This window comes from Cupriavidus sp. 30B13, from assembly GCF_049059565.2.
Classification (GTDB): Bacteria; Pseudomonadota; Gammaproteobacteria; order Burkholderiales; family Burkholderiaceae; genus Cupriavidus.
Window position 1 is genome coordinate 279394 of record NZ_CP188224.1, and the last position, 22360, is coordinate 301753.

Below are 22360 nucleotides of genomic sequence, written 5' to 3' on the forward strand. Positions count from 1 at the left end.
CCAATAGCGTGCATATTGCGCCGTAAACGGTATTGGAAATTCAAAAAAATGCCGTTTCTCAATGGCATGGCAATTGCTTGACTGGCCTACACCCCGAGCCGGGACGATCCAATCTCCTAGAGGCAAGCCATACCATGCACAATCCTTCGTTCGAGAAACGACGCGCAGCCATGCTCGCCATCCTGCTGGGCGCCGCCGCGCCTTCGTTGTTCGCCCAGGGCGCGCGCGACTGGCCCACGCAGCCGGTGCGCATCGTGGTGCCGTTCCAGGCGGGCTCCGCCACCGACCTCATCACGCGCCAGATCGGCATCGGCCTGGGCAAGGAATACGGCCAGACCTTCGTGGTGGAGAACCGCCCCGGCGCGGCGGCCATGATCGGCAGCGAGACCGCGGCGCGCGCGCCCGGCGACGGCTACACCCTGCTGATGTCCGGCCCCGCCTCGATGGTGACCAACCGCTTCCTGTACAAGAAGCTCAGCTACGACCCGGATGCGTTCGAGAAGGTCGCGGTGGTGGCCTTCACGCCCAACATCCTGCTGTCCAGCCCGGACCTGCCGTTCAAGACGCTGCCGGAGATGGTCGCCTACGCCAAGGCCAATCCGGGCAAGCTGACCTATGCGTCGTTCGGCGCCGGCACCACCTCGCACATGGCCGGCGAGATGCTCAAGGCGCTGGCCGGCATCGACATCGTGCACGTGCCGTACAAGGGCGCCGGCGAGGCGATCCCCGCGCTGCTGTCGGGCCAGGTGTCGATGTACTTCGACACCATCATGACCGGGCTGCCCTACGTGAAGGCCGGTAAGCTGCGCGCGCTGGGCGTGTCCAACAGCAAGCGCTCGGCGATGGCGCCGGACATTCCCACCATCGCGGAGCAGGGCTATCCGGGCTACGACATCGCGCCGTGGTACGGCATCGTCGCGCCCAAGGGCACGCCGCCGGACGTGGTCAACAAGCTCAACGTGTCGATCAACAAGCTGCTCAAGGACCCCGGCTTCCGCGAGAAGCTGGCTGCCACGGGCGCGGAGCCGCGCGGCGGCTCGGTGGCGGATTTCAGCGCGATGGTGGGCGCGGAGATCCCGCGCACGGAAAAGCTGGTCAGGCAGTCGGGGATCAGCCTGCAGTAGCGCATGCCGCCGGCCGGCGGCATGCGCCCCGTGCCGGCCTACATCATGTGGCGGGAGAAGCGGCCGTGCTCGGCGCCGGCCATCAGTTCGGCGAACTGCTCGCAGGTCATGTGGACCAGCTGCTGGTGATCGCCCGCCTCGAAGAACACTTCCGGCTGGGCCAGCAGGCTGTCGTCGAGGTAGGTGTGCATGCCGTACGCCATCGCCACCGGCGGGATGGCGCCGAAGTCGCAGTCCTTGAAGACTTCGCGGATCTCGTCCTCCTGCGCGAGGATCAGCGTGCGGCCGGTCTGCGCGCACAGCGCCGACAGGTTCAGGTGATGGGTGGACGGGATCACCACGGCCACATAGCCGATCTCGTCTTCCAGCAACAGGGTCTTGGCCAGGCGGTCTCCGGGAACGTGCGCTGCCTCGGCAGTGGCCATGCTGCTGAGGGTGTAGGGATGGCGGATGGTATCGAAACGGCTGTTCCTGCTGTTCAGGCAATTTGCCAGGGTGGTAGCCAAGGCCATGATGCGTCTCCTTCGCTGTACGTTGCAGTCTGGGCCGGGGGACCCCTGCGTTTCCTACTATAGACGGCGCCGCCCGGATGCAAAGCCGCTATCGGTGGGGATGGGATGGCGGTGACGCCGGCGCCATGCGGGGCTCAGTCCGCGCCGGGTGCCGCGTCGGGCTCTCCGGCGGGCACCGCCTGGCGCGGGGCGGGCCACAGGACCCGCAGCTCGGTCTTGAGGAAATTGAGCAGGTAGCGCGTGGCCATGGTCTGGTAGCGGTTGGGCATGGTCAGCATGTAGAGCCGGCTGCCGAACACGCTGATGCGGTAGTCCGGCAGCAGCGCCACCAGGGTGCCCGCGGCCAGTTCGCCGGCCACGGCGTAGAGCGGGAAGATGCCCAGGCCCACGTCGCCCAGCACGCCGTCCTTGAGGAAGGCGAAGTTCTCCGAGCTCAGCGTGGGTTCCAGCGCCACCTGTTCGCGCGCGGCATCGGCGCCGTGGCCGCGCGTGCCGAACGCCTTGAGCTTCTGGCCGATCGGCGAGGCGCACACGATGGCGTGATCCTTGAGGTCGGCCAGCTCGCGCGGGGCGGGGTGGGCGGCCAGGTAGCCGGGCGCGCCGCACACGATCCACTCCACCACGCCGATCTCGGTGGCGACCACCGAGTCCGGCGGGGTGGAGATGATGCGCAGGGCCACTTCCACGTCTTCGGACACCAGGTTGTGGATGCGGTTGTCGAACACCACGTCGAGCGTGATGTCGGGGTAGCGGTGCTTGAACTTCACCAGCAGCTGGGACATCAGCGCGTGGCCCAGGCCGGTCGGCACCGACAGGCGCACATGGCCCTGCAGGCTCTTGCCCATGCTGTTGATCAGCGCGTTGGCGGCCGCCACCTCGCCGAGGATGTTGCGGCCATGCTCGTAGAGGCCGGCGCCCACCGGGGTGGGCTCCACGTGGCGCGTGGTCCGGCGCAGCAGCTGCACGCCGAGCGCTTCCTCCAGCGCCTTGAGGTGGTAGCTCACGTTGGCGCGCGTCATCTTGAGCTTGCGCGCGGCGGCCGACAGGTTGCCGGCGTCGACGATGTCCACGAACAGGCGGAGGGCGTTGAGGTCCATGTGGCGCTTGAAATCCTTGCAGTGAGAGCGTGCCGGCGGGCGCGGCGTGGCAGGCAGTTTAGCGTCGTTCGCCGCGCCTACAGTTCCGCCTCCAGCGGCAGCAGGCGCAGCAGCCCCTGGCCGACATGCTGGAGGAAACTCATGTCCGGCTCGCTGCGGTAGGTCTTGAGCAGGCCGTCCTCGCGCGTGATCCACACCATCCGCGGCTGCCCGCCGGCGGGGTCGGTTTCCAGCATGACCTTGTAGGCGACGTCGAGCAGCTTGTCGTCCAGCCCCGCGCCGAGGGCGGCGCACAGCGCCGCGCTGTCGAGCACCACGCCCATCTCGGTGTTGAGCCGGGCCGAGCGCGGGTCCAGGTTGAGCGAGCCGACGAACAGCAGGCGGCGGTCCACCATATAGCTCTTGGCGTGCAGGCTCGCGCGGCTCTTGCTGACCAGGCTGCGGTGGCCGCCGCGCGCCATTTCCGCGTAGGCCGAGGGCTTGAGCTCGTACAGCTCGATGCCCGCTGCGAGCAGGGCCTGGCGCGCGGGCGCGTAGCCGGCGTGCACGGCGCTGACATCGGTGGCGGCAAAGGAATTGGTAAGGATGCGCACGTGCACGCCGCGCCGGGCGATGCCGGCGAGCCAGTCGATCGACTTGCGGTCTGGCACGAAGTACGGCGAGACCAGCGACAGCTCGCTCTGCGCGCTGCCCAGCAGGCGCGCCAGTTGCGGGATCGCGTGGCTGGCATCGTCTTCGGGCGGCAGCGTGACCTTGGCGGCCTGGTCGGCGATCACCTCGGCGCGCCCCCAGTAGGCCGGCAGCCTGCCGCTTTCGAGCGCGCTCACCATGCCCGAGGCCAGCAGTTCCTGCGCGTACTCGCCGCCGCGGGCCTGCGCGGCCTGCCGGGCGAGGTATCTGCGCAGCATGTCCACCTCGGCCGGCGCATCGTCGGGGGCGGGCAGCAGCCCGGCCGCAGGGTAGCTCGACGCGCTGTTCCAGTAATCGTCGAACACGGCGGATACCTGCCGCACCACCGGGCCGCCGGCCAGCACGTCGAAGTCGGTGAAGTCGCTGGCGGTGTCGGCGGAGAAATAGGCGTCGCCGATATTGCGCCCGCCCACCACCGCGAGCTGGTTGTCGGCGGTCATCGACTTGTTGTGCATGCGCCGGTCCAGGCGCCGGAAGCTCGTGGCGAAGTCGAACCAGCGCGCGCCGCGGTTGGCGAACGGGTTGAACAGCCGCACCTCGATGTTGGGATGGGCGTCGATGGCCGCCAGCGCGCGGTCCTGCCCCGACAGGTGCAGGTCGTCGAGCAGCACGCGCACGCGCACGCCGCGGTCCGCCGCCGCGACCACGGCGCCCAGCAGGGACTTGCCGGTGAGGTCGGCGTCGAAGATGTAGTACTGCAGGTCCAGGCTGCGCTCGGCGCCGCGCGCCAGCGCCAGCCGCGCCACCAGCGCGTCCGGGCCGGACGACAGCGGGTAGAACACCGATTCGCCCGGATGCCGGGACTGTCCGGGCGCCAGCACCTGCCCCAGGCGCGTGCCGGCGGTGTCGGCGAGCGCCTGCGAGGGCGTGCCGCCGGGCGGCTGCGGCAGGCTGGCGCAGGCGGCCAGCAAGACCAGCGCCAGCGCCGCGGCGGCGCGCGCGGCGAGCCGGCCCGCCCCGGTGGCCTTGCCGCGTCCGCCGGCATTGCTCATGGGCGGCACGGGCGGTGCGGGCTGGACGGGGAGGGCGGGGAGGGCGGGAGGGGCGGGTTTATTTCGCGGCGCAAGCGGCGGCATCTGTATTCCCCCGAATTGAATCCGGTCCGGTTCGCGTGGATCATGCGATTTGCACGGTACCATCGCCAGGCTCCGGGAAGCAAAGAATGGATGCATGCCAACGCATGCAATGCGGCCGCGCCAATTCGCATTGGCGCGTGCCGGGTGCGTTTGAATCAAAGCAGGCAATGCATTGCGATTCAAGTCCCGCGGGCCGGCCCGCTTCTTTGCATGCCGATTTCCCGGCCGTATTCCGGCGCCGCTCCGGCGGCGCTTGCCGATAGCCGGCGCTACGGGAAAGTGGATATTGCTTAGCTCCGGCTTTGCCTGCCTTGGACAAAACCCTTGCCGGGTTTGCCAATTGTGTGCAATGGATCGTGGCCCCACATTGATCCACGCCGTCGCCGGCCTGCGCGCCTTGCCGGGCGCGGCCGGCGGGCATCGGTCGCGGCAATTGACGCCATTCAGCTTTCGAATGCCTTTCGATTGCGCCCCGGATTGCCTGAAGCCAGCGGCGCAACAACAGCCACAGCCGGGACGGAAATGCGAAATATCCCCTCGACTAATACGTGAATTCGCCTTTTCGTGCTGCGCATTGGGGCTGCGGCCAATCGCGCCAATCGCGCGCAATCGAACCAATCGGCACTGTGGCGGGTCTCGGCAATAGGCCGGAAAAATTCACTCGGGTGTATCAAGTTCTTACGCAGCTATATTTTCATTAATCAAACGTGGTAGGCTACGGCATCCGATTTTCCCCCTATCATTCAATTAACCCTCCCCAGGAGAATCCAAATGGCGACGTACAAGCAACTGATTGCGGAGAAGGAAGCGCTCGAAGCAAAACTGGCGGAAATGCGCGCCAGCGAAGTGGCTGGCGTCATTGCCCAGATCCAGGGCCTGATGACGGAATATGAACTGACGGTCGACGACATCGCGCCCAAGCGCCGCCGCGGCCGTCCGGCCGCCGGTGCCAACGGCAAGGCCGCCAAGCCCAAGAGCACCCTGCCCCCGAAGTACCGCGACCCGAAGACCGGCGCCACCTGGACCGGCCGCGGCCGCGCCCCGGCATGGCTGGGCAAGAACCGCGCGCGCTTCCTGATCGCCGAAGCCTGATCGAGGGCGGCGCCTGGGCGCCGCCGGGCTTTGCCATCGCGCCACCCGCCGCGAGCCTGCGGCGGGTGCGTCCCCGCCTTTTCCCCCGCGCCGGTCCCGGTTCTTCCTCGCTTCATCCCCCCCGCTTTCCGCTTTTCCATTCCCCTGAAATTTCTGCGATGTGATGCAAGGCTAATATCAGGCGGATTGTAAAATATGGCTATCCAGTCTGTCCAAGATGTGTGGGATTGTCAAAATTCGATGACGGCGTAACATGTTGGCCACATCGTTGTTTGCCTTGACCGGAGATTTCCCCCATGAGCCTGGATGCCGAATCCTTTTCGCTGCTGCGCGCGTCGGTGCAGCGCTTTATCGACGAACGCCTGAAGCCGGCCGAAGACACGCTCGAGGAAACCGACGACGTGCCGGCCGAGATCGTCGCCGACATGAAGGAGATGGGCCTGTTCGGCATCTCCATCCCCGAGAACTACGGCGGCATCGGCCTGTCGATGTCGCAGGAGTGCGATGTGGTGTACGACCTCGGCCACACCGCCTTCGCCTTCCGCTCGGTGTTCGGCACCAATGTCGGCATCGGCTCGCAGGGCATCCTGATGGACGGCACCGAGGCGCAGAAGCAGGCCTACCTGCCCAAGATCGCCAGCGGCGAGCTCATCATCTCGTTCGCGCTGACCGAGCCGAACGCCGGCTCCGACGCGGCCTCGCTGCAGACCAGGGCCGAGCTCGACGGCGACCACTACGTCATCAACGGCACCAAGCGCTTCATCACCAACGCGCCGCGCGCGGGGGCCTTCACGCTGATGGCCCGCACCGGCGGCGCCGGCGCCTCGGGCATCTCGTCGTTCATCGTGCCGGCCGACACCCCGGGCATTTCGCTGGGCAAGCCGGACAAGAAGATGGGCCAGCGCGGCACCAAGACCTGCGACGTGGTGCTGGAGAACGTGCGCGTGCCGGCGGCCAACATCATCGGCGGCGTGCCGGGCGTGGGCTTCAAGACCGCCATGAAGGTGCTCGACCGCGGCCGCCTGCATATCTCGGCGCTGGCCTGCGGCATGGCGCACCGGCTGATCACCGACGCGGTGGCCTATGCCAGGGAGCGCAAGCAGTTCGGCCAGCCGATCGGCGATTTCCAGCTGATCCAGGCGATGCTGGCCGACAGCCAGGCCGAGCTCTACGCGGGTCTGTCGATGGTGCGCGACTGCGCGCAGCGCTATGACGCCAAGACGCCCGGCAAGAGCGACCCGGAAGTCAGCATGCTGGCCTCGTGCACCAAGATGTTCTGTACCGAGATGGTGGGCCGCGTGGCCGACCGCGCGGTGCAGATCCACGGCGGCGCCGGCTACATCGCCGAGTACAAGGCCGAGCGCTTCTACCGCGACGTGCGCCTGCTGCGCCTGTACGAAGGCACCACGCAGATCCAGCAACTGATCATCGCCAAGCAATTGCTGCGCGACTGATCCGGCCGTGCGCCAGGCGGGCGCGGGCCTGGCCCCGTCCCGCCGCGCGCAGCCATCCCTGGCGGCCCGTGCCGCCGGCGCGCGCGGAGGCCGCCTTCGCGGCCCCGCCTGCGCGCTCCTGCTGCCCCCGACGGAGACCACCCATGATGGCGTTCGCCGCTTCCCGTGTTCCCGCGCCCGGCGGTGACCTGCCGCCGGGTGCCGACGACGGTCCCGCGCGGCCCGGCCACGCGCCGTGCTATGCGCTCATCGCCGCGCTGATGGCTGCCGCGCCGCAGGCCGATGCCCCGCCCGACGCCGTGCGCCTCGCGCTCGGCGCCGCCGGCGCGCTGGGCCGCTCCGACCCGGTGTCTTCGGTCCAGGCGGCGCCGCTGCAGAGTTTCGATGGCGCGCTCTACCGCACCGGCACCGGCGCCTGGACCATCCTCTACGGCGACCGCCTGCCCGCGTCTCACGCGCGCTTCATGATTGCGTACCTGCTCGGCCGCCAGTTGCTCGGCGGGCCCGGCCTGGCGTTCGTGGAATGCACCGCGCAGGCGCTGATGGCGATGCCGGACGACGAATCGGCCGGTGGCCTGGCCTATTCGTTCGCGGCCCGGCTGCTGATGCCGCTGGAAGCCTGCCGCCGCAACCTGCCCGGCGCGGTGGACCTGGACGCGCTGGCCGCGCTGGCGCAGCGCTTCGGCCTGCCGCTGCCGCACGTGGCGCGGCGCTGGCTGTCCTATACCGCGCAGCAGGCCGTGCTCACGCTCGAGCGCGACGGCCGCCCGCTCGGCACGTGGACCAGCGAGACCGCCTTCGGCCTGCGCGCGTGCGACCTGGCCGGCGCGCGCCAGGCGCTCGAGGACGGCACCGGCATCGCCCTGGCCCTCGGGCCCCGGCGTGCGGCCGTGCGTGCCTCGCAGCAACGGCACGCGGCGTTCCCGCGCTAGTGCTGCGGCGCTTCGGCGCCGGCGCGCGGGGCGGGCGCGGCTACCGCCGCCTCAGTGTTCGTGATGCAGGTACTTCGCCTGGCGCGGCAGCCGGAAGCTGACGATGAACACGATCACCATCATCACCGTCACGTACCAGTAGAAGCTCGACTCGTGGCCCAGCGACTTCAGGTCCAGCGCCACGTACTCGGCCGAGCCGCCGAACACCGCGTTGGCCACCGCGTACGCCAGCCCCACGCCCAGCGCGCGGACCTCGGTCGGGAACATCTCGGCCTTCACGATGCCGCTGATCGAGGTATAGAGGCTGACGATGGCCAGCGCCACCGAGATCAGCACGAAGGCGGCGAACGGGCTGTGCACGCCCTTGAGCGCCGTCATCACCGGCACCGTGCCGAGCGCGCCCAGCGCGCCGAACAGCAGCATGTTGTTGCGCCGCCCGATGCGATCCGACAGCATGCCGAAGAACGGCTGCATGCACATGTAGAAGAACAGGCAGCCCGTCATCACGTAGCTGGCGGTCTTGATCGACATGCCGGCCGTGTTGACCAGGTACTTCTGCATGTACGTGGTGAACGTGTAGAAGATCAGCGAGCCGCCCGCGGTATAGCCGAGCACCGTGAAGAAGGCCGCCTTGTGGTTGCGGAACAGCTCGGTGAGCGTGCCGGCCTCCTTGCTCGAGCGCGTGGCGGCCGACGTGGTCTCGTGCAGCGTGCGGCGCAGGAACAGCGCGATCACGGCGGTGACGGCGCCGACCACGAACGGAATGCGCCAGCCCCAGGCCTTGAGTTCCGGCTCGTCGAGGAACTGCTGCAGCGCCACTACCACCAGCACCGCCAGCAACTGGCCGCCGATCAGCGTGACGTACTGGAACGAGGAAAAGAAGCCGCGCTGGCCCTTGAGCGCCACCTCGCTCATATAGGTCGCGGTGGTGCCGTATTCCCCGCCCACCGAGAGGCCCTGCAGCAGCCGCGCCACCAGTAGCAGCGCCGGCGCCCAGGCGCCGATGCTGGCGTAGGTGGGCAGGCAGGCGATCAGCAGCGAGCCGCCGCACATCATCGTCACCGACAGCAGCAGCGAGTTCTTGCGGCCATGGCGGTCGGCGATGCGCCCGAACAGCCACCCGCCGATCGGCCGCATGAGGAAGCCGGCGGCAAACACGCCCGCGGTGTTGAGCAGTTGCGCGGTGGGATCGGATTTGGGGAAGAACGATCCCGCGAAATAGATGGCGCAGAACGCGTAGACGTAGAAATCGAACCACTCGACGAGGTTGCCGGAAGACGCGGCGACGATGGCGTAGATGCGCTTGCGCTTTTCTTCTGCAGTCGGGGGAGCGGTGAAAACGGGGGCGGACAGATCGGTCATGTTATGCCTTCTCCTTTCATCATGCCGCTGCGCCGAGGACGGCTGCAGGGCGAAGCAGGCATGCAGGTTGCCAGTGTACTGCGATTGCCCAGGCATGAGGCGCCACGCGCGCACGGTGACCGGTCACCGGCGAAGGGCAGCGGGGGAACGACCAGACGGAAGGACAAGACGGAAGGATGGGGGCGGGGGCACGTGAGGGCCGCCGCCGAATGCGGCGCACGCCGGGGGCATGCGCCTGCCGCGCGAAGCCTGCGGGCGCCGCGCGTGCGAGAGCTTGACGAATGACCGCGCGCTGCTGCGCGCTTTGCACGGCGACGGCATGTCGCCCGGTATTGCCGCGCACGCATTTCGCGGACTGGCGGGCGCCCGGCGCGACCGCGGTGCCTTGCGGCGGTGCCTACCGTGGTGCTTTACTGCGGTTCCTGCCGCGATTCCTGGCGCGGCTCCTGCGCGTCTTGCGCATCCTGCGGCCATACGGCGTCCACGTCCCGCAGCAGGTGGCCTGCCAGGATATAGTCGCCCAGCCGGGTGGCCTTGGCCTCCAGATCGAGCAGTTCGTGATCGGCCAGCGTGCCGAGGTCGAACTGGCAATACAGGTTGCGTTGGCGGAAGGTGGTCTTGGTCTTGGCCAGCCCTTCGATGAGGGCTTCGCGTGAATGGACAGCGATGCTTTCCTGTCCCCGGTACTGCACTTTAATGCCGCGTTTCTCTCCGAGCCGGCCCAGTTCGACGGCATCCTGCCATCCGGTCTCATAGTCCAGCTCAAGGGCCAGCACATCTTTCGATGCGAGAAGCCGAAGCGCTTCTGCTTTGCTGCTAGCTCGCACTATTGACATCCACACCTCTTATCTCGACTTATACTGTACGAATATACAGTCAACGCGCTATTGCGGCAAGGGGTTGCCCCCCGGCCACGCACGTTGCCGCGCCGCGGGCGGCCAGCGATGCCCGGGCGGACTCCATTTTCCTCCAGTCTGGCCGTTTCAGGGGGACGGCGTTGCGGCTTCCGCGGTGGCTTCCGTCGTGTTACCCGTCGTCATGGTGGTCCCGGCGTTTTGCGCCGCCGTGACAGAAAAATCCCCGGCGTATACCTGGACCACCCTGGCCGGGTCCAGGTACTTGCGGATCGCGGCGTTGACCTGCTCCACGCTCGCCGTGGCGATACTGTGCTCGAACTCCGTGACATAGCGCATGGTGCGGCCCAGGAACAGCTGGCTGGCCAGCGTGCCAGCCAGGGAAGCGTCGCCGGTGCGCGCCAGCGCGCCTTGCTGCAGCAGGCCGTTGCGGGCCTGCGCCAGTTCCTCCGGCGTGATGCCCTGTGCCGCCAGCCGGGCCAGTTCCTCCGCCACGCCGCGCTTGAGCTTGTCCAGGTTCTGCGGCGCATAGGCCGCTTGCATGCCGAAGCGCCCGTTGCTGTCCAGCGCGCCGACCTGCACGAAGCTGCCCACACTGTAACTGATGCCGTCCCGCTGGCGCAGGCGGTCGGCCAGCCGGCTCTTGAGCGGGTTGCCGCCGAAGACGCGGCTGGCGATCACCAGCGCCGGATAGTCGGGCGCGTCGCTGGTCAGTTCCACCGCCAGCGCCGCCAGGTAGACGGCATTGGCCTTGCCGGCGGTCTCGCGGGTCAGGCTGGCCGGCGGCAGCGCCACGAACGGGCGGGGGATACGGGCATAGGGCACCTGCGCGCGCCAGTCGCCGAACAGGCTGGCCAGCTGGGCGCGGGCGGCCGGCTGGTCGAAGTCGCCCACCAGCGTGACCTGCCCGCTGGCGGCGCCGTAGAAGCGTGCGTGGAAGGCGCGCACGTCCTCCAGCTTCAGGCGCCTGAGCGCGGCGATGTCCTCTTCGGGCGTGGCCACGTAGCGCGGATCGCCGGCGGGATAGGGGTTGCCGTGCCGCCCCAGCGCGGTCGAGGCGAGCGTTTCCGGGCGCCCCAGTCCGCTTTCGATGCCGGCGATGGCGTTGGCGCGCAGCGTCTCGAACTCGGCCGCGGGCAGGCTCGGCTCGCGCAGCACGTCGCGGATCAGCGCCAGGGTCTGCGCCAGGGTGTCGCGCCGCGCCTCGAAGCGCACCGTGACCGTTTCCTCGTCGCCCTGCACCGAAACCGAGGCCTTGAGCGCGGCCAGGCGGTCCGAGATCTGTTGCCGGTCCAGGCTGGCGGTGCCCCGCATCAGCATGGCGGCGGTGACGTCGCCGGCCGCGTCCAGCCCGTGCAGGCTGCCCAGGTCGCCCATGCGCAGCACCACCCGGCCGCTTACGGTCTGTCCGCGGCTGGGTTTGGGCAGTAACGCAAACTGCATGCCGTTGGCCAGCGTGCCGCGCAGCGTGTGGGCCTCGATATTCTCCGGGCTGGGGTCGAAGGCGGCCACCGCCGCCTTGGCCGGCCTGGGCCGGAAACCCGCCACCAGGGCGGCCACGTCCGGCGCGGCGGGCATGGCGGCCGGGGCCAGCCCGGCCGTGGCGGTCTCGCCGGGCATGTCGAGCGGGATAAAACGGCCAAGCGTGCGGTTGCTCGGGCGCAGGTAGTTCTGCGCCACGCGCTGCAGGTCGGCCAGCGTGACTTGCGCGGCCTGGTCGCGCGCGATCAGCAGCAGGCGCCAGTCGCCCTTGGCGATGGCCTCCGACAGCGCCACCGCGTAGCCGGAAGGGTTCTCCAGCAGGCGCTCGTAGGCGTTGAGCAGGCGGGTGCGCGCACGGTCCAGCTCCACCTGTGTCACCGGCCGCGCGGCAAAGCCTTCCACCTGCGCCACCAATATCGCGCGCGCGGCTTCCAGGTCCTGTGTCTTGCTCAGGCCCGCGCCGAACATCGCCGAGCCCGGATCGCGCATCGACGATGCCGAGCCGAACTGCCAGTTTGCCTTGCCGGTCTCGACCAGCGCCTTGTACAGGCGCCCGCCCGCGCTGTCGGAAAGGATGTCCGCCAGCAGCTGCATGGCCGCCGCATCGGGGTGCGCGCCCGGCGCGATGTGGTACTGCACGGCCACCATCTGCGCGTCGTCCGCGCGGCGCAGCGTGATCTCCCGCGTGCCTTCCTGCGGCGGCTCCACGGTGTACTGTGCCGGCAGCACGCGCGCCGGCTTCGGGATCGGGCCGAAATAGGCGCCGATGCGCGCCAGCGTGGCTGCCGCGTCGAACTTGCCGGCCACCACCAGCACCGCATTGTCGGGCTGGTAGTAGCGGCGGTAGAAATCCTGCAGGTTGCCGATGGCGACATGCTCCACGTCGCTGCGCGCGCCGATCGGCACCTTGCCGTAGTTGTGCCAGCGGTAGGCCGCCGCGCGCATCTGCTGCGCCAGCATGGCGCCGGGCTCGTTCTCCGAGCGTTCCATCTCGTTGCGCACCACGGTCATTTCGCTGTCGAGCGATGCGCGCGCGATGAAGCTGTTGACCATGCGGTCCGCTTCCATCTTCAGCGCCCAGTCCAGGTTCTCCTCGCTGGCGGAGAAGCTCTCGAAGTAGTTGGTGCGGTCGAAGCTGGTGGTGCCGTTGAACTGCATGCCGCGGCGCGTGAGTTCCTGCGCGATGGCGTTGCCGGGCAGGGCCGGCGTGCCCTTGAACAGCAGGTGCTCGAGCAGGTGCGCCATGCCGGTCTCGCCGTAGTTCTCGTGGCGGCTGCCGACCAGGTAGGTCAGGTTGACCGTGGTCACCGGCTGGGCCGCGTCGGGCGCCAGCAGCACGCGCAGGCCGTTGGGCAGCCGGTACTCGGTGATGCCTTCGGCGCTGGCCACCTGCACCGGCGCCGCGGTGGCGGCAGCGGGGAATGCCGGCGTGGAAACGCTGAAGCTGAAGGCCAGGGCCAGCAGGCAGGTAAGGCGCTTGAGGATAAGACGCATGCGGAGTTCGGCTTGGAAGAGGTTGCCCGGGGTGCCGGGCCGCGGCCGCGGGACAGGCTGCGGGACGCGCGGCAAGGCCGGCCAGGAGGCCGATTCTAGCCGTTGCCGCGCGGCGTGGCGGCGGCGTGCCGCGTTTTCCGAAATTTCCGCGCCTTGCGGCGCCGCAGCAGGCCGAGGCAAATGTCCGAATCCGGCTAATGCGGCGCCCGCGCCGGGGTAGCATGCTGGCTATGAAACTCGATCCGGACACCTGCTACAAGGCCGTGGCCTCGCACGACCGCCGTTTCGACGGACGCTTCTTCGTAGGCGTGTCGTCCACGGGCGTCTATTGCCGGCCCGTGTGTGCGGTGCGCACGCCCAAGCGCGAGAACTGCACCTTCTACGAGACCGCCGCGGCGGCCGAGAAGCGCGGCTTTCGCCCCTGCCTGCGCTGCCGGCCGGAGCTGGCGCCGGGGCATGGCCTGTCGGACCTGTCCGGGCGGCTGGCCCAGGCCGCCGCCACGCTGATCGACGAAGGCTTCATGGCCGACGCCGGAGTGGCCGCGCTGGCCGCGCGCATCGGCATCACCGAGCGCCACCTGCGCCGGCTGTTCGACGCGCAGTTCGGCGTCTCGGTGCTGGAATACGCGCAGACGCAGCGGCTGCTGCTGGCCAAGCGCCTGCTGACCGACACCGCGCTCACGGTGACCGACGTGGCGCATGCCGCGGGCTTCGGCAGCGTGCGGCGCTTCAACGACGTGCTCAAGACGCGCTACGGCCTGACGCCGCTGGCCATGCGCAAGCGCGCCGCCGACAACGTGGCCGACGAACTCGTGTTCGAGCTGGGATACCGCCCGCCGCTGGCCTGGGCCGCGTGGCTGCAGTTCGTCGGCGTGCGAGCGGTGGACGGCGTCGAGCAGATCGGCGACGGCACCTATGCGCGCACCCTGGCCATCGACAGCGGCGGCGGCACGCACCTGGGCTGGCTGCGGCTCGAACACGTGGCGCGCCGCCACGTGATCCGCGTGACGCTGTCCGGTTCGCTGGCGCACGTGATTCCGCAAGCGCTGGGGCGCGTGCGCCGGCTGTGCGACCTGGGCTGCCGGCCCGACGTGGTGGACCAGCACCTGGGGCCGCTTGCCGCCGAGGCGCCCGGCATGCGCCTGCCCGGCGCGGTGGACGGCTTCGAGATCGCCGTGCGCGCGGTGGTGGGCCAGGTGATCTCGGTCCGGCACGCCCGCACGCTGCTGGCGCGGCTCGCGCAGCATCACGGCCCAGCGCTGGCGCGGCCCGTGGCGGGTTTGCGCCACGGCTTCCCGGGCGCGGCCGCGCTGGCGCAGGTGGCGCCCGAAACGCTGCGCGAGATCGGCATCCCGCTGGCCAAGGGGCGCGCCATCCGTGCCATCGCCACCCGCGTGGCCGCGGGCGAACTGAAGCTGGAGCCGAGCGCCGCGCCCGAGGAAACCATCGCGCGCCTGTGCGCGATCGAAGGCGTGGGCGACTGGACCGCGCAATACGTGGCCATGCGCGCGCTGGGCTGGCCGGACGCGTTTCCCGGCACCGACTATGCGCTGCGCAAGGTGCTCGGCATTACCACCGTGGGAGCCATGAAGCAGCACGCCGCCCGGTGGGCCCCGTGGCGGGCCTACGCCGCCCTCCATCTGTGGCGGCGCTACGAAGAAGGCAAGGAACGAGAACCGAAAGAGTCGAAAGAATCGAAAGAGTCGAAAGAGTCGAAAGAGTCGAAAGAGTCGAACGGCAAGGAAAGGAAAAAGGACACGCCATGATTGCCTACCGCATCATCCCCAGCCCGCTTGGCGACGTGCTGCTGCGCGCCGACGAGGCCCGCCTGAACGGGCTGTTCTTCGCCGGGCAGAAATACTATCCCGCGGCGGCCACGCCGGCCGCGGCCGTGCCCGCCGCCGCGCGGACCATCTTCGAGCACGCCGCCAGCGAGCTGGACGATTATTTCGCCGAACGCCTGCAGGTGTTCACGGTGCCGCTGGCGCTGGGCGGCAGCGCGTTCCAGCACGCGGTCTGGCAGGCCCTGTGCGCGATCCCGTTCGGCGAGACCGTGTCCTACGGCGAACTCGCCGCGGAGCTGGGCCTGCCGCCCACGCATGCGCGTGCCGTGGGCGGCGCGGTGGGCCGCAATCCGCTTTCGGTGATCGTGCCGTGCCACCGCGTGCTGGGCGCCGGCGGCGACCTCACCGGCTACGCCGGCGGCACCGACCGCAAGCGCGCGCTGCTGCGGCTTGAAGGCACCGCCGCGGCTACTGCACTGCCCATCCTGCGTCAGTCAGCGTCAGCGTTTGCGTGAGCGGCATGGTGCCGCTGCCGTTCACCACCCGCGCCAGCACCGGGAAGGCCTTCTGCACGGCGGGCTCGCGCGTCCACGGCGCGGCGTCGATGACGTAGGTGTAGCGCACCGTGGTGACCTGGTGCGGCGGCGTGCCCTGGCCGGAGCGCGGCGGCTCCCAGTCGAGCACGCGCGCGAGGGTGACCTTGCCGTAGCAGAGGTCGGCCTTCGCCGCGTCGGCCGTGGCCGCGCTGGTCTGCGGCTTGTCGTGGAAATACGCGCGGCCCTTGTCGGTGAGCGCGTAGCGGCGCGCCTTGACGGTCTCGCTGCTGCCGTCCTGGTGGTGCAGCGTCATCTCGGCCGCGGTGTGCGCGACGAGGCCGGCCTGCTCCAGCGCCGGCATCTGGATGCCGTCGCGCAGGCCGGTGGCCGCGGGCGTGTCGGGCACGTCCACCGGCCACTCGTGGCGGCCGACGCACAGCTCGCCGTGGGTTTCGAAATGCTTGCTCAGCGCCGCGCCGAAATTGCGTTCGCTGGGCGTGGCCGCCTGCTGGCAGGCGGCCAGCAGCGCAAGCGGCAGGGCGCAGGCGAGGAGCGCGGGGGCGGGGCGGAAGGGTCTTGTCATCGTGAGGCGTGGGTGGTTGAGGCAGGCGCGGTGGCCGGGGGGCCGGCCTGCGCGGGCTGCGCAGGCGGCTGGTAGCCGTCGTTCAGCGTGGCGAGGAAGGTGAGCAGGTCCGCCATTTCCTGGTCGGTCATCGGCGGCTTGCTGCCGGCGCGGCGCTGGTCCAGCGGCATCTGGTCGTCGAGGTTGGCGCGGTAGCGCGCGGGCAGGTCGTCGAACTTGCGCACCTTGCCGTGCGCGTCCCTGGGGTACCACAGCTCGGGCTGGGTGTCGCGCGTGTTGTAGAACTTCACCACGTCCTCGAGCGACTTGAACACGCCGTTGTGCATGAAGACGTGGCGCGTGGCGACGTTGCGCAGGATCGGCGTCTTGAACATGCCGCAGCCGCCGGCCGCGTCCTTGCCCTTGCCTTTGCCGGGCTGGTGGTCGGTGCGCAGCGGCCCGCACAGGCCGAGGTCGAAATAGGCCGGGTCCGCGTTGGCCGGGATTTCCTTGTTGCGCGGCACGCCGATGGCGGCGAAGGAGTAGTCGCTGGTGATGTCCAGGCTGCCGTCGTTGCCGCCGCCGAGCAGGTGGCAGGCCATGCAGTTGCCTTTCTGCGGGTCCAGGAACACGCGCAGGCCGTGCGCTTCGGCCGCGGTCAGCGTGCCGCCGATCTTGTTGTTGCGGTAGCGGTCGAACTTGCTGCTGTAGGGGTGGAAGCTCTTGTCCTCCACCTGGAAGGCCTGCAGCGCGGCGCCCGCCAGTTCGACGGCGCGCTCGGGCCGCTCCAGCGCATCGGCGCCGAAGGCCTGGCGGAACAGCTCGGCGTAGGGTGCGTGGCGGATGGCCTCCGTCAGCGCGGCGGGGCTGTCGTTGGCCATCTCGTTGGGCGCCATCAGCGGGATCGCGGCCTGCTCGGCCAGCGTGTCGGCGCGCCCGTCCCAGGCAAAGCCGCCGCCCGGTCCGGGGGGGCTGATCATGTCGGGGTTTTCGTAGGTGTCGGAATACGGCTTGGTGTAGTCCTTGTACATCAGCGTCGGCACGGCGCGCGTGCCGGCCTGCTTGAGATCGTGGCCGCCGAGCTGCACCGCGAGGTCGTTGGGCGGGCCGTAGGCGTGCGCGGGGTCGTGGCAGGTCGCGCACGACATCTTGCCCGAGCCCGACAGCGTGGGGTCGAAGAACATCCTGGCGCCGACCTGGGCCGCGAGCGTGAGCGGCGGCGGCGGAGCGAGCGTCTGCGAGGCCACGGCCGTGGCCGCCGCCGGGGGCTGCGCGGCCGGCGCGCTGGCGCCGGTGGCCTGCTGGTCCTTGCAGCCTGCCAGGGCGGCGGCAAGCAGGCAGGCGGCGATGAGGGAGTTGCGCATGGAAGCGGCGCGCGGCGTCACCGCCGCGCGCCCGTCAGAAGATTGCGGGAAGCGGGAAGGAGCGGCGCCGCGGCGCCGCTCCGCCTGCCATTACGAGTGCTGCGCCCAGATGTTGATCTGGGTGGTGTCCGGGCCGGTGGCCAGGTTGCCGTTGTTGAAGCTGCCGCTGCCGCCCGAGCCCATCGCCGCGCCGCCCGAGGCACGGTCGCCGGCCTTCACCACGTAGCGGTGGTTCATCGGGCGCACCGAGTCGAAGTGGGTGTCGGCGCTGCCCGAGTACTCGGCCAGGTTGGCCAGGTTGGCGGCGATGTACGACTCCGTGTACTTGGAGCGGTTCATGTAGGACGTGTCCACGCCGGGATCGGCCAGCGCGAACATGTCCTGCAGCGTGCGCACGAAGGAGAAGTGGCTATAGGAGTCGGAATCGACCACGCCCTTGGGCGCGTTCGGCTGGTTGGACAGCACGGCGAAGATGGTGGGGCCGTCGCCCTTGTTGCTGCCGTTGTACCTCGGCACCGCGCTAGTGATGCCTTCGCCCAGCGGCGCGCCGCTGGTGGCGCCGCCGCCCACGTTCCAGCCGCAGCACGAGGAGCTGCCGAAGAAGCTGGTGCCTTCGTCGAACAGCAGCACGATGGCGGTGCGGCGGTTGGTGTTCTTCCAGACCGGCGAGGCCTTGATGGATTCCACCAGGTACTTGGCGTACTTGTCGCCGCGCGCGATGCCGGTGGCGGTGTTCACGCAGTCGGCCACCGCGGTGCCGGTGCCGTGGATGTCGTCGCACTGGTCGGGCGCGATGTAGTTGAGCGCGCCGACGTCGCCGCTCTTCAGGTCATCCTCGAACTGGTGCGTGTTCCAGGTGATGTTGTTGGCCTTGGCGTAGTTGGCGATGGCCGTATCCCACTGGCCGCCGCCGACGGTGCGGCTCAGGTTCTTGAAGAAGTCAGGGCGGTTGCGCACTTCGTCGAAGTTCACCGCCGGGTTGTGCTTGGTCTTGTACAGGGCGCCGATCATCGGCTCGGTCGCGCCGGCGCCCGAGGTGTTGTTGACCGCGGTGATGGCGGGGTTGCCGATGCCGTCCTTGCGCGGATCCTGGCCCGGGTCCATCGATTCGCTGTAGACGCGCGCGCCCATGCCGCCCTTGTACAGGGCCGTGAACATGTTGCGGCGGCCCTTCAGGTTGTGCACCTTGGTGTCGTTGTTGCAGGCGGTCAGCGGGTTGTAGGCGTCGGTCGGCTGGTTGGCGGTGTCGCCCGGCGGCAGGCAGTTCCAGGCATTGTCGTCGGCCACGCCCCAGTCGTCGGCGCTGGCCAGCGAGATGTAGTTCGGCTCGCTGGGGTTGCCGGTGGAGAAGTAGTTGGCCGCCTTGTTGCCTTCGACGTTCAGGTACTTGTAGAAGTTGGGGTAGGCCGGGTTGTCGACGGTCTGGTTGCTGTGGTTCTCGAACACCACCACGAACAGGTGGTCATAGCGCGGGATGCCTTCCGGGTTGAAGGCGTTGTCCTGCGCCACCTGCAGCGTCTGCACTGGGTCGGTGGCGGCGTTGGTGACATAGCCGCGGTCGAGGAAGGTGCTGGCCAGCGCGAAGCGGCTCGCCAGCGTGTTGGCTTCGCCCAGCAGCGCGGACTGCGCGCCGGCGTCGGTCACGGCAGTGGTGTCGGCGACCACGCTGTCCGGCTGCACGGTGACGTCGGTCGGCAGCGCCGGCGTGCTGTTCCAGCTCAGGCGGCCGGCCAGCGCGGTCTTGGCGTCGGCGAACGACTGCTTGCCGGCCTCCATGTTGCGCACGATCTCGGTCGACAGCGGGCTGATCACCACCTTGGCGCCGTCCGCGTTCTGCTCGGCCGCGCTGCGCAGGATCATCTTCTGCGCCACCTTGGCGCTGCTGCCGGTGTTCGGATCGGTGAAGGTGGCGTCGGTGCCCACCACCGCGACCAGGCTGCCGGTGGTGCCGGCCGGCAGCGTGAAGCTGCCGTCGGTCGCGCTGAGCGTGGAGACTTCGCCGCCGTCGCACAGGCCGTTGCCGTTGGTGTCGGCGCACACCTTGGCGTTGCCGTAGGCCACGCGCTGGAAGGTCTGCGACACGGGGTCGCCGGTGGTGCTCTTGGCGTAGTCGACGCCGCTGCTGCTCGAGTTGGCGGCGCCCGTGGGGTTCTTCACCGCGGCGCCGATCACCGTGCCCTGCACGGCGGATTGCGTCGGCGCGGCGCCGCCCGGCGTGCCGGCGTTGCCGGCAGAGGTGCCATCGCTGCCGCAGGCCGCCAGCATGGCGGCCGCGGCGAGCGCCGTGACGGCGGGAATAAGGCGATGGGGACTTGCGTTTTTCTTCATTGTTGACCTCGAGGGGGCTGTAGCAAGGAGGGTGGAACCGGCGCCGGCATGCTGTGCATGGCGTGGCGGCTGGCGCGTCCGTGGCATCTGCAGTGAAGGCGCGCCGGATGCCGGCGCGCCCGCTCTTGACGGGCCGGCCGGATGCATCCGTCGCCATGGTCGCGCGCCCCCCGCCGGGTGAGCGGAAATGGGTTACGCGCCACGCCAAGGTTGCGGCAGGGCGGATACTAAGGCTCTTAAGTGACAATTTAATTTCAAATGAAACTATGTGACAGTGCCATGCATTAATGTATTTAGTTGCGTACATGAGTGTCGGCGCGCCATACTGCGCGGCGCCTTTTTCCTTACGTGACCGACTTCGCTCGCCGCCATGCCAGACACCACGCTCGCCACCATCCACTTCCCTCCCGCACTGCGCGACTGGATCACGCAGGGGCTGCAGCGCGGCGGCGCGCCGGACCAGATGGCGGGAGCGCTGGCAGCGCAGGGCTACGATCCGCTGCTCGCGCGCGAGCTGGTGGCGGCCTTCGAGCGCGCGCGGCGCGAGGGCACGCCCGCGCCGCAGGACAGCATCACGGTGACCCGCAGCGCAGCGCCGGCATCCGGCGCGCGCCTGGCGCAAGGCACGCTGCTGCGCGCGGCCGACCGCGACGTGCACGTGCTGTCGCGCATGGACAAGCCGCTGATCGCCGTGCTCGAAGGCGTGCTGAGCCACGACGAGTGCGACGCCCTGGTGGCGCTGGCGCGGCCGCGCCTGGCGCCTTCCACCACGGTCGATCCCTCGACCGGCTTCACCGTGGTGAGCGACGACCGCACCAGCCACGGCATGTTCTTCCGCCTGCAGGAAAACGCACTGGTGGCGCGCCTCGACCAGCGCATCTCCGCGCTGATGCGGCTGCCGGTGGAGAACGGCGAAGGCCTGCAGGTGCTGCGCTACGGCGTGGGCGCGCAAAGCTCGCCGCACTACGACTTCCTGATGCCGACCAACGCGGCCAACCAGGCTTCGCTGGCGCGCAGCGGGCAGCGCGTGAGCACGCTGGTGGTGTATCTCAACGATGTCGAGGCCGGCGGCGAGACCGCCTTTCCCGAGATCGGCTTCGCGGTGTCGCCGCGCAAGGGCAATGCGGTGTATTTTGAGTATTGCGACGCGGCCGGCCAGCTCGACGGCAGGACGCTGCACGCGGGAGCGCCGGTGCAGGCCGGCGAGAAATGGGTCGTCACCAAGTGGATGCGGCAGCGGCGCTTCGTGCCCGCCGGCGGCGAGCCGCGCATGATGGCCGGCTAGTGAGCCGGGCCGCGGCGCCGGCAGGGCGCGCCGCGGGGTGCCCGGGAAAGGTAGAGCTGATGGCGCGACTGTTCGTGGCAATCGAGGTTCCCGTGGCGCTGGCCGGCGCGCTGCTCGCGCGCGTGCCGCGCGCGGCGGGCATCCGCCTGGCGCCGCCGCACCAGGTCCACCTGACGCTGCGTTTCCTCGGCGAGCGCGACGCGGCCGCCGCGCTGCGCATCGAACAGGCGCTGGCGCAAGTGGCGTGCGCCGCGTTCACGCTGAACGTGCAGCAGGCCGGCTGTTTTCGCGGCCGCCGCGCCAGCGTGCTGTGGGCGGGCGTTGCGCGCAGCGCCGCGCTCGATGCGCTTCACGCCGCCGTCGAACGCGTGCTGGACGGCTGCGATGGCGCTGCCGCCGCGCCCCCGCCGGCACAGGCGGCGGAGCACCGCCGGCATGCCGGCTTCCTGCCCCACATCACGCTCGCGCGCAGCATGCAGGCGGTGCCGGATGCCGTGCTGCAGGCATGGCGTGCCGCGCAGGCGGAGCAGGCTGGCACGCCGTTCGCGGTCGAGCGCTTCGTCCTTTACCAGAGCCACCTGCTGCCCGGCGGCGCGCAGCATGCCTGCCGCCGCGCCTACGCGCTGGCCGCGGCCTGAAAGCGCGCCGGCGACGCGTCTCAGGCCAGGTTGCCGAGCCCCAGCGCCAGCCCGAGCCCCAGCAGCGCGCCGCCGATGACGCGGTCGAGCATGCGCTGGCGGCGCTGCATGGCGGCGCGCAGCGCGGGCGTGGTGAAGCAGCAGGCCACCAGCGCGAACCACGCCAGGTGCGCGAGCGACATGAACAGGCCGTAGCCGAACTGCACCGGCAGCGGCGTCCGCGCGTTCACCACCTGCGTGTAGGTGCTGACCACGAACAGGGTCGTCTTGGGGTTAAGCGCGTTGGTGAGAAAGCCCATCTTGAACGCGGCGGCCCAGGCCAGGTCCGCGCCGGGCATGCCGGCCGCAGTGCCCGGCGCAGGCGGCGCGCGCTTGCGCAAGGTCTGGATGCCGACCCAGACCAGGTAGGCGGCACCCACCACCTTGACCACGTTCAGCAATCCGTGCGCATGTTCCATCAGCAGGGCCACGCCGAACATCGTGTAGAACACATGCACCTGCACGCCCAGCGCAATGCCCAGCGCGCTGAGCAGGCCCGCGCGGCGGCCATGCAGGTAGCTGTTGCGCATGACCATGGCGAAATCGGGGCCGGGGCTGACGACGGCCAGCACGGTGATGGCCGCGACGGCCAGCAATTCGGGGAGCGGGTGCATGGTTCGGTGAGATTGCCTGACAGTGGGGGCTGGCCGCGGGC

General features: G+C 69.6%; 18 protein-coding genes. 8 read left to right on the forward strand and 10 right to left on the reverse strand.

The window, feature by feature from the left end:
• Positions 1–170 precede the first annotated feature (170 nt).
• Positions 171–1124, forward strand: coding sequence for a Bug family tripartite tricarboxylate transporter substrate binding protein (locus ACKI2N_RS20595; protein ID WP_420997838.1), 954 nt, complete (start codon positions 171–173; stop codon positions 1122–1124).
• Between the two features lie 38 nt (positions 1125–1162).
• Here ACKI2N_RS20595 and ACKI2N_RS20600 read toward each other — a convergent pair whose 3' ends face one another.
• The 3 genes from ACKI2N_RS20600 to ACKI2N_RS20610 form a co-directional block, all read right to left on the reverse strand.
• A complete protein-coding gene (locus tag ACKI2N_RS20600; RefSeq protein ID WP_420997814.1) occupies positions 1163–1636 on the reverse strand; it encodes an aminoacyl-tRNA deacylase in 474 nt (157 codons plus the stop codon).
• A 134-nt stretch (positions 1637–1770) separates the two neighbouring features.
• Entirely contained in the window at positions 1771–2733 is a 963-nt protein-coding gene (locus tag ACKI2N_RS20605) for a LysR family transcriptional regulator (RefSeq protein ID WP_420997813.1), read from the reverse strand.
• A gap of 77 nt (positions 2734–2810) precedes the next feature.
• On the reverse strand, positions 2811–4415 hold the full coding sequence (locus tag ACKI2N_RS20610; RefSeq protein ID WP_420997812.1) for a phospholipase D family protein: 1605 nt from the start codon (positions 4413–4415) through the stop codon (positions 2811–2813).
• A gap of 855 nt (positions 4416–5270) precedes the next feature.
• Between ACKI2N_RS20610 and ACKI2N_RS20615 the strand changes: the two genes are divergently transcribed.
• From ACKI2N_RS20615 to ACKI2N_RS20625, 3 genes are all read left to right on the forward strand, one after another.
• Entirely contained in the window at positions 5271–5591 is a 321-nt protein-coding gene (locus ACKI2N_RS20615; protein WP_420997811.1) for an H-NS histone family protein, read from the forward strand.
• Between the two features lie 296 nt (positions 5592–5887).
• Complete coding sequence (locus ACKI2N_RS20620) at positions 5888–7045, forward strand: acyl-CoA dehydrogenase family protein (RefSeq protein ID WP_420997810.1); 1158 nt, start codon at positions 5888–5890, stop codon at positions 7043–7045.
• Positions 7046–7188: 143 nt separating this feature from the next.
• On the forward strand, positions 7189–7977 hold the full coding sequence (locus ACKI2N_RS20625; RefSeq protein WP_420997809.1) for an ImmA/IrrE family metallo-endopeptidase: 789 nt from the start codon (positions 7189–7191) through the stop codon (positions 7975–7977).
• Between the two features lie 51 nt (positions 7978–8028).
• Here ACKI2N_RS20625 and ACKI2N_RS20630 read toward each other — a convergent pair whose 3' ends face one another.
• The 3 genes from ACKI2N_RS20630 to ACKI2N_RS20640 form a co-directional block, all read right to left on the reverse strand.
• Entirely contained in the window at positions 8029–9339 is a 1311-nt protein-coding gene (locus tag ACKI2N_RS20630) for an MFS family transporter (RefSeq protein WP_420997808.1), read from the reverse strand.
• Between the two features lie 410 nt (positions 9340–9749).
• Positions 9750–10175 carry a PHA-granule associated protein 4 gene (locus ACKI2N_RS20635; protein ID WP_420997807.1) on the reverse strand — a complete coding sequence of 142 codons (426 nt, stop codon included), beginning with the start codon at positions 10173–10175 and terminating at the stop codon, positions 9750–9752.
• A gap of 147 nt (positions 10176–10322) precedes the next feature.
• Positions 10323–13169 (reverse strand): M16 family metallopeptidase, encoded by a 2847-nt coding sequence (locus ACKI2N_RS20640; protein WP_420997806.1) that lies wholly within the window; start codon positions 13167–13169, stop codon positions 10323–10325.
• Between the two features lie 230 nt (positions 13170–13399).
• On the opposite strand from ACKI2N_RS20640, the gene ACKI2N_RS20645 reads away from it, so the two are divergent.
• Together ACKI2N_RS20645 and ACKI2N_RS20650 are read left to right on the forward strand one after the other, a co-directional pair.
• A complete protein-coding gene (locus ACKI2N_RS20645; RefSeq protein ID WP_420997805.1) occupies positions 13400–14935 on the forward strand; it encodes an AlkA N-terminal domain-containing protein in 1536 nt (511 codons plus the stop codon).
• Positions 14932–15468: a methylated-DNA--[protein]-cysteine S-methyltransferase gene (locus ACKI2N_RS20650; protein ID WP_420997804.1), complete on the forward strand. Its 537-nt coding sequence runs from the start codon at positions 14932–14934 to the stop codon at positions 15466–15468. Before ACKI2N_RS20645 ends, ACKI2N_RS20650 begins: the two co-directional genes overlap by 4 nt.
• On the opposite strand, the gene ACKI2N_RS20655 is transcribed toward ACKI2N_RS20650, so the two are convergent.
• The 3 genes from ACKI2N_RS20655 to ACKI2N_RS20665 all read right to left on the reverse strand — a co-directional run bounded on the left by ACKI2N_RS20655 (position 15422) and on the right by ACKI2N_RS20665 (position 19743).
• Positions 15422–16072, reverse strand: a complete 651-nt coding sequence (locus ACKI2N_RS20655) for a hypothetical protein (protein WP_420997803.1) — start codon at positions 16070–16072, stop codon at positions 15422–15424. The genes ACKI2N_RS20650 and ACKI2N_RS20655 overlap by 47 nt on opposite strands.
• On the reverse strand, positions 16069–17415 hold the full coding sequence (locus ACKI2N_RS20660; RefSeq protein WP_420997802.1) for a cytochrome-c peroxidase: 1347 nt from the start codon (positions 17413–17415) through the stop codon (positions 16069–16071). Before ACKI2N_RS20660 ends, ACKI2N_RS20655 begins: the two co-directional genes overlap by 4 nt.
• 90 nt (positions 17416–17505) lie before the next feature.
• Entirely contained in the window at positions 17506–19743 is a 2238-nt protein-coding gene (locus ACKI2N_RS20665) for an alkaline phosphatase family protein (RefSeq protein ID WP_420997801.1), read from the reverse strand.
• A 370-nt stretch (positions 19744–20113) separates the two neighbouring features.
• On the opposite strand from ACKI2N_RS20665, the gene ACKI2N_RS20670 reads away from it, so the two are divergent.
• Positions 20114–21028: a 2OG-Fe(II) oxygenase gene (locus ACKI2N_RS20670; RefSeq protein ID WP_420997800.1), complete on the forward strand. Its 915-nt coding sequence runs from the start codon at positions 20114–20116 to the stop codon at positions 21026–21028.
• 59 nt (positions 21029–21087) lie between these two features.
• Complete coding sequence (gene thpR, locus ACKI2N_RS20675) at positions 21088–21666, forward strand: RNA 2',3'-cyclic phosphodiesterase (protein ID WP_420997799.1); 579 nt, start codon at positions 21088–21090, stop codon at positions 21664–21666.
• A 20-nt stretch (positions 21667–21686) separates the two neighbouring features.
• On the opposite strand, the gene ACKI2N_RS20680 is transcribed toward thpR, so the two are convergent.
• Positions 21687–22319, reverse strand: coding sequence for a LysE family transporter (locus ACKI2N_RS20680; RefSeq protein ID WP_420997798.1), 633 nt, complete (start codon positions 22317–22319; stop codon positions 21687–21689).
• Positions 22320–22360 lie beyond the last annotated feature (41 nt).